At 73.3% G+C, this 12,810-nt stretch carries 9 protein-coding genes; 8 read left to right on the top strand and 1 reads right to left on the bottom strand.

Translation table 11 applies throughout. The annotated features are described in order from the left end of the window. The first annotated feature begins 74 nt into the window (after positions 1-74). From ACIGFK_RS17550 to ACIGFK_RS17540, 3 genes are all read left to right on the top strand, one after another. Positions 75-842, top strand: coding sequence for a GntR family transcriptional regulator (locus tag ACIGFK_RS17550; protein ID WP_400052479.1), 768 nt, complete (start codon positions 75-77; stop codon positions 840-842). A 378-nt stretch (positions 843-1,220) separates the two neighbouring features. Further along, positions 1,221-2,267: a glycine betaine/L-proline ABC transporter ATP-binding protein gene (locus tag ACIGFK_RS17545; RefSeq protein WP_376661392.1), complete on the top strand. Its 1,047-nt coding sequence runs from the start codon at positions 1,221-1,223 to the stop codon at positions 2,265-2,267. Then, positions 2,267-4,060 (top strand): ABC transporter permease/substrate binding protein, encoded by a 1,794-nt coding sequence (locus tag ACIGFK_RS17540; RefSeq protein ID WP_376661393.1) that lies wholly within the window; start codon positions 2,267-2,269, stop codon positions 4,058-4,060. The genes ACIGFK_RS17545 and ACIGFK_RS17540 overlap by 1 nt, the downstream gene beginning before the upstream one ends. Before the next feature lie 100 nt (positions 4,061-4,160). Here the strand turns inward: ACIGFK_RS17540 and ACIGFK_RS17535 are convergent, their stop codons facing one another. Then, complete coding sequence (locus tag ACIGFK_RS17535; RefSeq protein ID WP_376659161.1) at positions 4,161-6,359, bottom strand: MMPL family transporter; 2,199 nt, start codon at positions 6,357-6,359, stop codon at positions 4,161-4,163. 277 nt (positions 6,360-6,636) lie between these two features. Here ACIGFK_RS17535 and ACIGFK_RS17530 point away from each other — a divergent pair, with 277 nt between their 5' ends. From ACIGFK_RS17530 to ACIGFK_RS17510, 5 genes are all read left to right on the top strand, one after another. After that, positions 6,637-7,998: a sensor histidine kinase gene (locus ACIGFK_RS17530; RefSeq protein ID WP_376659162.1), complete on the top strand. Its 1,362-nt coding sequence runs from the start codon at positions 6,637-6,639 to the stop codon at positions 7,996-7,998. 5 nt (positions 7,999-8,003) lie between these two features. Continuing rightward, positions 8,004-8,663, top strand: a complete 660-nt coding sequence (locus tag ACIGFK_RS17525) for a response regulator (protein ID WP_400052613.1) — start codon at positions 8,004-8,006, stop codon at positions 8,661-8,663. 142 nt (positions 8,664-8,805) lie between these two features. After that, complete coding sequence (locus ACIGFK_RS17520; RefSeq protein ID WP_386469944.1) at positions 8,806-9,012, top strand: hypothetical protein; 207 nt, start codon at positions 8,806-8,808, stop codon at positions 9,010-9,012. A gap of 130 nt (positions 9,013-9,142) precedes the next feature. Beyond that, a complete protein-coding gene (locus ACIGFK_RS17515) occupies positions 9,143-9,334 on the top strand; it encodes a hypothetical protein (protein ID WP_376659164.1) in 192 nt (63 codons plus the stop codon). 160 nt (positions 9,335-9,494) lie between these two features. After that, positions 9,495-12,680, top strand: a complete 3,186-nt coding sequence (locus ACIGFK_RS17510) for a TIM-barrel domain-containing protein (protein WP_376659165.1) — start codon at positions 9,495-9,497, stop codon at positions 12,678-12,680. Positions 12,681-12,810: the final 130 nt, after the last annotated feature.

The following is a 12,810-nucleotide window of genomic DNA, read 5'->3' as shown; positions in this document are numbered from 1 at the left end:
CCGAAAGGTATAGACCAATGCTAGGTTGGTCGGGCAGACCGCGCAGTCCTTGACCACCCGTCAGAGGAGAAGCCATGCCCTCCCCTTCGCGGGGCGGCGGCCCGGCCGCCATGCCCAAGTACCAGCGGATCGCCGCAGCGCTGCGGCACGAACTCGACCGCACCGCGCACATCCCCGGCACCCGGCTGCCCTCCGAGCGCACCCTCGCCGCCCGCTACCAGGTCAACCGGCAGACCATCAGGGCCGCCCTCCAGCACCTGCGCGAGGACGGCCTCGTCGTCACCGGCCGCCGGGGGACGCGTCCCGCGGCCGGGGCCGGGGTGCCGGCACCCGCAGCGGCATCCGCAGCCGCACCGGCACCCGCATCCGCACCCGCCGCGACCGCACTGAGCCGGGTCGACCTGGTCACCGTCCCGCCCTCGCTCGCCGTGCTGCTCGGCATGCGCGGCGGGGACCGGACCCTGGTGCACCACCGCCGCGAACGCGGCCCCGCCGGCGAGGCGTTGCGCGTCGCCGTCACCTACCTCAGCCCCGGCGCCATCGCCCGGAGTCCCGAACTGGCCCGCTGCCGCGACCGGGTGGCGGAGGCCGGTGACCCGGACCTGCGTGCCCTGCACCACTGGCTCGACCGGGCCGCGCTGGACGGCCGGGTCACCGAGACCCTCACCATGACCCGCACCACCCCACCCGCGGCCGGTTCGGCCGCCTGCGGCCTGACCGCGCGCCGGACCCTGCACGACGGTTCCGGGCGGCTGCTCGCCGTCACGGACCTGTCCTTCCCCACCTGGGACCGGCTCGTCCTCCACCGCGACCGGGCGGCCGCCGGCTTCCGCGTTACGTAACTCACACCGCCCGGGGGCGGCCGCCGGGCGCGCACTGTGGCTTCCGACACGCCCCGGGCGGCGGTGCGCCGGGCCCGGCGGCGGATCCGGGGCCACCGGGCACCCGCTCCAACTCCGCTCCGGGACCGGCGCGTACGCGCCCCCGGCCACCCCGTCCTCGGCGTGCGCCGCGGTGGAGCGCCTCCGGTTCCCGCAAGTGACCGAGATCACGCGCGAGTTTGCTTGAGGGAACGCATGCGGGGCATGGTCGTCGATGGAGCGGAACCATTGCCTCCGGCCTTTCGTGCCGGAGGTGAGGCGCACACGGGCAGATCCCGTCCCGCTCTACGGCCTGCCGGCCCGCCGGCGCGCCGTACTCGTACGACCCGTGAGGTGCATGTGTCCACGCTCCAAGCCGAGCACGTCTACAAGGTGTTCGGACGACGGCCCGGCGAAGCGGTCCGCGCACTCGAAGACGGCACAGACCGTGACGAGTTGCGCGCCGAAGGGACCACGGCCGCGGTGATCGACGCCTCGTTCAGCGTCGAAGCCGGCCAGATCTTCGTCGTCATGGGGCTGTCGGGATCCGGCAAGTCCACGCTGCTGCGCATGCTGAACGGACTGCTGGAGCCCACTGCGGGGCGCATCCTGTTCGGCGGCCAGGACCTCACCGCGCTCAGCGCGGGCGAGCTGCGCCGCGTCCGCTCCACGAAGATATCCATGGTCTTCCAGCACTTCGCGCTCTTCCCGCACCGCAACGTCCTGGAGAACGCCGGCTACGGCCTGGAGGTGCAGGGGGTGCCCCGCGCCGAGCGCGACCGGCGCGCGGCCGAGGCCCTGGCGCTGTGCGGCCTGGAAGGCTGGGAGGACTCCTGGCCCGACGAGCTCTCCGGCGGCATGCAGCAGCGCGTCGGCCTCGCCCGGGCCCTGGCCACCGACGCCGACCTGCTGCTGATGGACGAGTCCTTCAGCGCCCTGGACCCGCTGATCCGCCGCGACATGCAGGACCAGCTCCTCGAACTCCAGAAGCGCTTCAAGAAGACCATCGTCTTCATCACCCACGACCTGAACGAGGCCATGCGCATCGGCGACGGCATCGCCGTCATGCGCGACGGCCGCATCGTCCAGCAGGGCACCGCCGAGGACATCCTCACCCGCCCCGCCGACGACTACGTCGCCTCCTTCGTCCAGGACGTCGACCGTTCGCGCGTGCTCACGGCCGAAGCCGTCATGGACGAGCCCGAGGCGGCCGCCTGCGGCTGCCCGACCGTCCACGCCGACACCCCGCTCGCCGACCTGTGCGCGGTCAGCGCCCTGGTCCCGCACCCGGTCGCCGTCACCGACGGGGACGGCACCGTCGTCGGCTCCGTGCCGCAGGACCGGCTCATCGCCTTCATCGGCGACGAACAACGGCCCCCGATGGCCTGTGCGGAGGTGGCCGCCTGATGCCCCGCCTGCACCTCGGCGCCTGGGTCGACAGCGGTGTCGACTTCCTCCAGAGCCACCTGTCCTGGCTGTTCGACGCCGTCAGCGCGCTCGTCACCGGCCTCTACGACGGCATCGACGCCGCCCTCTCAGCCCCCGCCCCGCTGCTGTTCGCCGGCCTCCTCGCGCTCGGCGCCTGGTGGCTGCGCGGGCTCCTCGCGGGCCTGCTGGCCTTCGCGGGCTTCGCACTCGTCGACTCCGTCGGCCTGTGGTCCGACGCGATGTCCACGCTGTCCCTCGTCCTCGTCGCGACCCTCGTCACGCTGTTCTTCGCGGTCCCGCTCGGCATCTGGGCCTCCAGGTCCGACCGGGTCAGCGCCGTGCTGCGGCCGGTCCTGGACTTCATGCAGACCATGCCGGCCATGGTCTACCTCATCCCCGGCATCATCTTCTTCGGGGTGGGCGTGGTGCCCGGCATCATCGCGACCATCATCTTCTCGCTGCCGCCGGGCGTACGGATGACCGAACTCGGCATCCGCCAGGTCGACTCCGAACTGGTCGAGGCCGCCGAGGCCTTCGGCACCAAGCCGCGCGACATCCTCGTCCGGGTCCAGCTGCCCCTGGCCCTGCCGACGATCATGGCGGGCATCAACCAGGTCATCATGCTCGGCCTGTCCATGGTCGTCATCGCCGGCATGGTCGGCGGCGGCGGACTCGGCGGCGCCGTCTACCGGGCCATCGGCAGCGTCGACATCGGCCTGGGCTTCGAGGCCGGCATCGCCATCGTCATCCTCGCCATGTACCTCGACCGGATGACCGGGGCGCTCGGCCGCCAGGTCTCCCCGCTCGGCCGGCGCGCCCTCGCCAGGGCGCGGTCCGCCGCCACCGGCGCGGCCAAGGTGTGGAACCACCGCCCCCAGCCGGCGTTCGCCGTCACCGGAGCCGTCGTCCTGGCACTCGTCGCGGGCGGCCTGAACACCTTCGGCGGGTCCTCCGCCCAGGACGGACCGGCCGGCGCCGCGAACATCGGCAAGGGCCGCACCCTGAACGTCGGCTACATCCCGTGGGACGAGGGCACCGCCTCCACCTTCCTGTGGAAGGAGCTCCTGGAACGCCGGGGCTTCAAGGTCGAGGCCAAGCAGCTGGAGCTGGGCGCCCTGTTCACCGGGCTCGCCGGCGGGCAGCTCGACTTCCAGACCGATGCCTGGCTGCCCGTCACCCAGGCCCAGTACTGGCAGAAGTACGGCAACCGGCTCGAGGACCTCGGCTCCTGGTACGGCCCCACCTCGCTGGAGCTGACCGTGCCCTCGTACGTCGAGGGCGTGCACTCGCTCGCCGATCTGAAGGGAAAGTCCGCGCAGTTCAAGGGCCGGATCATCGGCATCGAGCCCAGCGCGGGTGCGATGGGCGCGCTCAAGGACAAGGTCCTCAAGGAGTACGGCCTGGACACGGAGTACGAGGTCGTCGACGGCTCCACCCCCGGCATGCTCGCCGAGCTGAAGCGGGCCTACGAGAAGAAGGAGCCCGTGGCGGTCGTGCTGTGGTCGCCGCACTGGGCGTACTCCACCTACGAGCTGACCAAGCTGCAGGACCCCAAGGGGGCCTGGGGCAAGGGCGACGGGATCCACAGCCTGGCCCGGAAGGGCTTCGCCGCCGACGAGCCCGAGGTGGCTTCCTGGCTGCGCACGTTCAAGCTCAGCGAGAAGCAGCTGACCAGCCTGGAGGCGGAGATCCAGGAGACCGGCAAGGGCAAGGAGCAGCAGGCGGTCCGCGCCTGGCTGAAGGAGCACCCGGAGGTCGGCGAACTCGCCTGACACCGAGGACGCCGGCGTGCGCACGACCTCGTACGGTCCTGCGCACGCCGGCGCCCGTCATGCCCGCGCACCGGGGCCCGGCCGGCCCCGGCGCGGCGGCTCAGCCGACCAGGACCCGGTCCGGGGCGTGCTCCGGCCCGGCCGCCCCGCCGCGGGGGCGCGGCCGCACCGGCCACCACGTGGACCGGCCCAGCAGCGCAGCCAGCGCCGGCACGAGCACGATCGACAGGACGAAGGCCGACAGCAGGATCCCGAGGGCCGTCGCGAAGCCGATCTGCTGGGTGGACGGAGCCGGATTGACGGCGAGGCTCCCGAACGACGCGGCCAGCACCAGGCCCGCCGTCGCGATCGCGGGCGCCGTGTGCCGGACGGCCCGCCCCACCGCCGCGCGGGCCGGACCGGGCCGCTCCATCTCCTCCCGGATCCGGTCGCTCATCAGGATGTTGTAGTCCGTGCCCAGCGCGACCACGAACAGGAACAGCACGAGCGGCAGCGTGAAGTCCACCCCGGGCCGGTCCAGCGCGTGCTGGAAGACCAGGGTCGAGGCGCCGAGCGTGGCGGCGAAGCCCAGACCGACCGCGGCCAGCAGGATCACCGGGGCGAGCAGACTGCGCAGCAGCGCGAACAGGATCAGCGCGATCAGCGCCGCCGCCACCGGGAAGACCACCTTCAGGTCCTTGTCCACGGCCTCCGAGATGTCGGCGAAGACGGCCGCGGTACCGCCCACATGGGCCTCCGTACCGGCGGGTGCGTTCGCGGCGACCGCCTTCCGGACCGGACCGGACGCCAGGTCGCGGGCCTCCTGCCGCTGCGAGTCGGCCGTCAGGAAGAGGTCGATCCGCGCCGCCCGGCGGTCCTCGCTCAGCACCGTGTCCGCGACCCGGCCCACACCGTCGACCCCGGCGAGCGCCCGGGACAGCCCGCCCAGCCGCTCGGCACTGAGCGCGGAGCCGTCCTTCGCCGTGACGAACACGCTGGTCGGGTCCGAGACCCCGGCCGGCAGCGCACGCGCGATCTCCGCCGCGGTGACGGCCGCGGCGGTCCGCTCCCCGCCCGCGCCGCCCTGCCCGTAGTCCATCCGTATCCCCAGCATCCCCGCGGCCAGCGCGCCGAGCAGCGCCACCGCACCGAGGACCAGCGCGAGCGGCCGCCTCGCCACCCGGTCACCCGTCGCCGCTGCCGCGCCGGGGCGCGGTTCGCGCTTCAGCGACCGGGAGGGCCAGAACATCCTGCGCCCGGAGACCGCGAGCAGGGCCGGCATGAAGGTCAGGCTGCCCAGGAGCATCACCAGCACGGACAGCGCGATGGCCGGCCCGAGCACCCGGAACTGGCCGAAGGAGGCCACCCCGAGCGTGGCGAACGCGGCGACGATCGTCAGTGCCGCGGAGGTGATAGCCGTACCGACCCGCCCGGCGACGTCGGCGGCCGCCTCGCGGCCGGACCGCTCCGGGTGCCGGCGCAGCTGCTCGCGGAAGCGGAACAGCAGGAAGAGGAAGTAGTCGATGCCGATGCCCACCAGCACCACGTTGATCAGACCCGGTGTGGACTCGGACAGCCCGGTTCCGGTCAGCAGCGCGGCGAACACCACGGCACCGGTCGCGGCCCCGCCGATGACGGAGACGGCCAGCAGCGGCAGCAGCGCGGCCAGGAGGCTGCGGAAGACCAGCACGTGCAGCAGGACGATGACCGCGACCATGAGGGTGCCGACCACCATCGTCCTGGTCTTCTCGGCGTCCGCCGTGTCCACGCGGCCGGCGAGCCCGCCGGTGAAGCCCGTACGCAGGCCCTCCCGCGCGAACTGCCCGCGTACCGAATCCCGGAAGGCCCGGTAGGTGTCCAGCACCCCGGGATCGGCCGGATTGCCGGTCAGCTCGGCGGTCAGCAGCCGGAAGGAGCGGTCGGGTGCCGTCATGGCGGGGCCGACCCGGGGGAGCTGTGAATGGTCCTGCGCCAGGGGCATCGTCTCCTCGGTCCGCGGCATGACCACCCGGGTCCGGGCCAGGCGCGCGGCCTCCGCGTCGATGCGGGCCTCGTCGGCGGGGCCGAGCGGGGCACCGTCCTGCCGCGCCACCAGCACGGTCACGGGGTTCGCGTCCGGATCGGCGCCGAACCGGTCCTCGGCGATGTTCAGTGCGGCGGCCGAGTCGTACTGCGCGGGCAGGAAACCGCCGTTGCCGCTCTGCATGGCGCGGAAGACGAACGCCTGGCCCAGTACGGTCAGGGCGATTCCCAGGACCGCCCAGAGGGCGATGACCTTCCACGGATGTCTCGTCGAGACTCCGGTCAGGGCGCGGATCACTGGTCTCCTCAGGTCTGTGCGGTGCCGGCCGGGGGTTCCCGGCCGGACTCCAGACCATCAGGGGCGGGCCCGGAAAACGTCGGGTCGGGGGAGGATCCGTACGCCGGGACCGGGGTCCGGGAGCGGGCCGGGACCAGGACCCGGGTCCTGGTCGGGATCCGCCCCGGGGCTGGTGGCGGGGCACGCGGCCGGTGCCAGAATGGACCACCGGACAGCGCGGCCGCGCGAGCCCCGGTACCCGCCGGGAAGGACGGCCGGAGGGGGGGGACCTGCGACGATGGCTTGGGTCGAGGAGCCGGGCGGCACACGGTCGCGCACGGACGGCGGTACGGGCCGGGGTGCGCTCGAGGTGGCGGACCGGGGCGCGGGCAGGGGCTCGGACCGGGGCGCGGGCGGGGTCTCGGACGGGGGTGCGGGCGGCGTCGTGGACCCGGGCGTCCACCGGTCCGGGGACCGGGACGCGAAGCCGGGTGCGGACGGCGCCGCCGAATGCTCCGCCTGGACGCGCAACGACGCCCTCGTGGCGGTCGGGGCCGCCGCCACCGACCTCATCGGCTTCTCCCTCTCGACCCACGCCGACGGCGGCTCCCTCACCCTGGCCGTCATCCCGGTGCTCTGCGCACTGCCGCTGCTCGTCCGCCGCACCCACCCGGTGTGGGCCCTCGCCGCGGTGCTGGCACTCGTCGTGGTGCTGAACGTGGCGACCCCGCTCGCCCCGCACTTCCCCCTCACCGTGGTCGTCGCGCTGTACTCGGTGGCCCGGTTCCGGCCCCGGGCGGTCGCCGCGGCGACCGCCCTCGCCGCGGTACCGCTCATCTCCGCGGGCCAGAGCGGCTGGCCGGTGCCGTTCGGCTGGTGGGGCCTGCTCGGGAACGCCCTCGTCAGCGTGCTCATCGTCGTGGCGGCCGGGGTGGTCAACCGCCGGCAGCGGGAGGCCGAGATCCACCGCAGGCTCCTCGCCGACCGCGCGGTGGCCGAGGAGCGCCGCCGGATCGCCCGTGAACTGCACGACATCGTCGCCCACCACATCACCACCATGCAGCTGATGGCGGGCGGGGCCCGCGCCAACCTGGCGCACGATCCCGAGGTGGCGCGCGAGGCCCTCGTCACCCTGGAGGGCTCCGGTCGGCTCGCCCTGCGCGAGATGCGGCAGCTCCTCGACGTGCTGCGGGCCGGCGAGGAGCCGGAGGACGCCCCGACGGCCCCGCAGCCCGGCGCCGGAGACCTCGACAGGATCGTCGCCGAGGCCCGGCTGTCGGGGACCGAGACCGAGTTCACCGTGGACGGGCCGGTCCGCCCGCTGCCGCCGACCGTCGGCCTGACCGTCTTCCGCATCGTGCAGGAGGCGCTGACGAACACCCGCAAACACGCGGGGCGGGCACGCGCCCGCGTGCAGCTCACGTACGGGCGCGACGAGGTGGCGGTGGAGGTGTGCGACGACGGCGCGGGAACGCCCCCGCCCGCAGCCCGCACCGGGCAGCGGCCCGGGTACGGTCTGATCGGGATGCGCGAACGCGTGGCCCTGCAGGGCGGGTCCCTGGAGACCGGCGCCCTGGACGGCGGCGGCTTCCGGGTCGCGGCCCGCCTCCCGGCTCCGCCGGACCCATCGCAACAGCACGGACAGGAGGGGAGCCGGTGATCCGGATCCTCATCGCGGACGACCAGCCGCTGGTACGCCGGGGCCTCGCGCTGATCCTCGGCCCCGACCCGGAGTTCGAGGTGGTCGGCGAGGCCGAGGACGGTGCCCAGGCGGTCGCCCTCGCCGCGGAACTCAGGCCCGACGTGGTGGTCATGGACATCCGGATGCCGGTCCTCGACGGGGTCAGGGCCACGGAGGAGCTCGCCCGGAACCTCCCCGGAACCCGCGTCCTGGCCCTCAGCACCTTCGACATGGACGAGTACGTGGTCGCCGCCCTGCGCGCCGGAGCGTACGGCTTCCTGCCCAAGGACATCTCCCCGGAGGAGCTCGGCGCGGCGGTCCGCATCGTCCACACCGGCGAGGCCGCCGTCGCCCCGCGCCTGCTCACCCGGCTCATCTCCGCCTACGTACGCACCCCCGAGCGGCCCCGGCCGGCGGTGGCCGCGGTCCCGGCCGAGCTGACCCCGCGCGAGCTGGAGATCTGGCAGCTGCTGGCCACCGGCCTCGACAACGCCGAGATCGCCCGGGAACTGGACATCAGCGTCTCCACGGTCAAGAACCACATCACCGGCATCTTCACCAAGCTGGGCGTCCGCGACCGGGCGCAGGCGGTGATCGCCGCGTACGAGACCGGCCTGGTGTCGGCCGCCGCCGGGAGCGGTTGATCACCAAGTGCCCCCAGAGGACCGGTATCCCCCTGCCGACCACACCTCTGACCAGCCAGAACACTGGAGGATTCGCCCGTGCGGCGAGGGGCCCGGCCATGAAACAGTGCGATCAGCCCAACCGCACCAGCCGGGAGCCCCCATGCGCGATCCGCACGCCACGCCCCTCGCGGCCGCCCGCGACTGCCCGCCGGAGCCGGGCCCGCTGCCCTGCTGCCCGGTGTGCGGGGCAGCGGCGGAGCGGATCTCCTGGCGCCAGCGCCCGGGGGAGCCGGTGGTCCTGGCCTTCGAACCCTGCGGCCACCGCCGGGTCTCCGCGGCGGTGCCCGTGCTGAAGGTCGTCCTCTAGACCGCGTCCGGCCCGTCGAGGGGGCTTCCGGACCGCCGTCGAGGGCGTCACGGCCGACCTGGGCGAGCTGGTCGACCTGGTCAGCAGGCTCAGGATCGCCGAACAGTGGTCCCCTGACCTGCCGTTCGGTGTGGTCGTCGCGGAGCTGGAGGGCTACCGGGCCACCGTGCTGCCGCAGAACCACGCCGACCGGCTCGCCGCGGACGGGAGCCTGCTGGACGGCCACCTCGCTCTGGCCCGTGCGCAGGGGATCAGGCTCGAAGCCGCGCGCACCGCGGTGGTCCAGGTGCAGCGCAGGATCGAGGAGCGGACACGCAACTAGATCCCCCGCTCCCATTTCGTGCTCAAAGTTGCTTGATGTGAGGCAATTTCGAGCATCATCCTTCAAGTGGAGCCCCGTGGGCGCTATGTTGCCGGTGCAAGTTGCCAGGTGCATGCCAAAGAGCTGTGTTCGTGATCCGGACCGCACGAGGAGCTGCCCCATGAGACTGCCCCGCATCCGCCCCCGGGCCGGCCGCCTGCGCGCCGCCCTGCTCGCCGGCGCCCTCGCCGTCCTGGGGCTGGCCGCCGCCGGACCCGTCGCCCCGCCGGCCTCGGCGGCCCCCGCCGGAGCCGCCGCGACGGCGGGCAACGTCACCGGATTCACCCAGTCCGGGAACACCTTCACCGTCACCGCCTCCGGCGGAGCCAAGGCCCGCGTGGTCGTCGCCCGCTCCGACATCTTCCGGCTCTGGCTCTCCCCGGACGGCACGTTCACCAACGACCCGGCCGGCACCGACCTGGCCCCGACCACCGACTTCGGCTCCGTCGCCACGACCTACACGGACGCGGGGGCCTACTACCGGATCAGCACCGGCGCCCTCTCGATCCGGGTGAACAAGTCACCCCTCCAGTTCTCCGTCTACCGCGCCGACAACACCACGCTCGTCTGGCAGGAGGCGCAGCCCACCAGCTGGACCAACAGCCAGACCACCCAGTACCTGGCCCGCGGCGCGGACGAGCAGTTCTACGGCACCGGCCTGCGCCTGGGCGAATGGGCGCTGCGCGGCAAGACCGTCCCCGTGGCCGTCGACAACAAGTGGCGCGAGAACGACAACGCCAGCCCCGCCCCCTTCTACATGTCCACCAACGGCTACGGCGTCATGCGCAACACCTGGGCCCCGGGCTCCTACGGATTCAACGCACCCAGCACCCTCACCCACGACGAGAAGCGCTTCGACGCCTGGTACTTCACCGGCGACTCCCTCAAGTCCGTGCTCGACGCCTACACCGACGTGAGCGGCAAGCCGTTCATGGCGCCGATGTGGGGCTTCGAGCTGGGCAACGCCGACTGTTTCAACGCCTCGAACCCCGCCTACCAGGGCGACCACAACCGCCTGCGCCACCAGACCACCCCCGATGTCGTCGGGTACGCCACCGACGCGCGCGCCGCGGACATGCCCTCGGGCTGGTTCCTGCCCAACGACGGCTACGGCTGCGGCTACACCGCACCCCTGAAATCCACCGTCGACGCCCTCAAGGCCAAGGGCTTCCAGACCGGCCTGTGGACCTCCACCGGCCTCGGCTCCATCGCCGACGAGGTGGGCACCGCCGGCTCCCGCGGCGTCAAGACCGACGTGGCCTGGATCGGCGGCGGCTACAAGACCGCCTTCCAGGGCGTCCAGCAGGCGGTCGACGGCATCGAGAAGAACTCCGACGCCCGCCGCTACGTCTGGACCGTCGACGGCTGGGCCGGCACCCAGCGCAACGCCGTCGTCTGGACCGGCGACACCTACGGCACCTGGGAGGACATGCGCTGGCACGTCCCCGCCATCGCCGGCGCGGGCCTGTCCGGCCTCAACTACGCCTCCGGCGACGTCGACGGCATCTTCGGCGGCAGCCCCAAGACGTACACCCGCGACCTCCAGTGGAAGGCCCTCACCCCGGCGTTCATGACCATGTCGGGCTGGGGCGCGGTCAACCCGTCCGCCGGATACCAGGACAAGCAGCCCTGGCGGTTCGCCGAGCCGTACCTCTCCATCAACCGCAAGTACCTCCAGCTGAAGATGCGGCTGATGCCGTACCTCTACACGATGAGCCGCACCGCCCACGAGAGCGGCGTTCCCAGCACCCGTGCGATGGTCCTGGAGTACCCCGACGACCCGGTGGCCCGGGGGAACCTCACCAGCGGCCAGTTCATGGCCGGTGACTCCCTCCTGGTCGCACCCGTGGTCTCCGACACCTCCGTCCGCGACGGCATCTACCTCCCCGCCGGGAGCTGGACCGACTACTGGACCGGGAAGACGTACGCGGGCCCGGGCTGGCTGAACGGCTACCAGGCGCCCCTCGACACCCTGCCCCTCTTCGTGAAGGGCGGCGGCATCGTGCCCATGTGGCCGCAGATGAACTTCACGGGCGAGAAGCCGGTCTCCACCCTCACCTACGACATCCACCCGCGCGGTGCCTCCTCCTTCAGCCTGTACGAGGACGACGGCCTCACCCGCGCCCACCAGTCCGGCTCGTACGCCCGCCAGCGGGTCGACGTCACCGCCCCCGCCACCGGCTCCGGCACGGTCACCGTCTCCGTGGGCGCCCCCACCGGCAGCTACACCGGCAAACCGGCCGCCAGGGGCTACGAGTTCACCCTCCACGTGGCCTCGGCGCCCACCGCCGTCACGGCGGACGGGGCCGCGCTCACCCGCCAGAGCTCCAAGGCCGCCTACGACGCGGCCGCGACCGGCTGGTTCTTCGACGCCTCGGACCGCTCCGGGGTCCTGTGGGTCAAGACCGGTACGAAGACGGGCGCGTTCAGCGTCTCGGCCACCGGCACCACCGTCCCCGCGGCCGAGGCCCTGCCCTCCTCCGCGCCGATCGCGCAGTCGGCCTGGTCCCTGGTGTACGCCGACAGCCAGGAGACCGCCGCCGAGAACGGCGCCGCGGTGGGCGCCTTCGACGGGAACCCGGCCACGATGTGGCACACCGCCTGGTCCTCCTCGAAGCCCGCCCCGCTCCCGCACGAGATCCAGATCGACCTCGGGGCCCGGCACACCGTCGACGGCCTCGGCTACCTGCCCCGCCAGGACGGCGGGGTCAACGGGCGGATCGGCTCCTACGAGGTCTACGTCTCCGACACCACCACCGACTGGGGCGCCCCGGTGGCGAGCGGCACCTTCGCCGACACCGCGGCCGCCAAGAACACGGCCCTCTCCCCGAAGGCCGGCCGCTACGTCCGCCTCAAGGCCCTCACCGAGGCGGGCGGCAGGGGCCCCTGGAGCAGCGCCGCCGAGATCACCCTCACCGGCCGCCCGGCCCCGCTCCCGGCCGACGCGGAACTCGTCAACGCGGCCTCCGCGAGCTGCGCCGACCTCCCGCACAGCGCCACCGCCCCGGGCACCGAACCCACCCTCTACACCTGCCACGGCGGCCCGAACCAGCGCTGGACCCTCCAGCCCGACGGCCGCCTCACCGGCCTCGCCGGGGTCTGCCTCGACGCGGCGAACGCCTCCCGGGTGACCGTCCAGACCTGCGACGGCAGCGCCGGCCAGAACTGGCAGGCGGGCCCCCAGAGCACCCTGCGCAACGCCGGCCAGTGCCTCACCCCGGCCGGCTCCGCCACCGCCAACGGCACCCTCCTCACCCGCACCGCCTGCGACAACACCCCGGCCCAGCGCTGGACCTTCACCCCTTGACAAGGCTCCCGAGGCACGGGGAACCGGTCGCGGCTGTGGTGGGCGCGGGGACGGAGGTGTTCTCCGGACTCCATGCGCTCGACGTCCCGGAGAACGCGTTTCCCGACCGGTACGACTCGGGACCGGCACC

The sequence above is a fragment of the Streptomyces sp. NPDC085524 genome, assembly GCF_044541755.1.
Classification (GTDB): domain Bacteria; phylum Actinomycetota; class Actinomycetes; order Streptomycetales; family Streptomycetaceae; genus Streptomyces.
The sequence above is the reverse complement of the archived record's forward strand: the minus strand, read 5'-3'. Positions and strand labels throughout refer to the sequence as shown.

What these genes read in the sequence shown, in the direction of transcription:
- ACIGFK_RS17540 (WP_376661393.1), top strand. Translation starts at nt 2,267, where the DNA reads ATGCCCCGCCTGCACCTCGGCGCCTGGGTCGACAGCGGTGTCGACTTC.
- ACIGFK_RS17530 (WP_376659162.1), top strand. Translation starts at nt 6,637, where the DNA reads ATGGCTTGGGTCGAGGAGCCGGGCGGCACACGGTCGCGCACGGACGGC.
- ACIGFK_RS17510 (WP_376659165.1), top strand. Translation starts at nt 9,495, where the DNA reads ATGAGACTGCCCCGCATCCGCCCCCGGGCCGGCCGCCTGCGCGCCGCC.
- ACIGFK_RS17520 (WP_386469944.1), top strand. Translation starts at nt 8,806, where the DNA reads ATGCGCGATCCGCACGCCACGCCCCTCGCGGCCGCCCGCGACTGCCCG.
- ACIGFK_RS17550 (WP_400052479.1), top strand. Translation starts at nt 75, where the DNA reads ATGCCCTCCCCTTCGCGGGGCGGCGGCCCGGCCGCCATGCCCAAGTAC.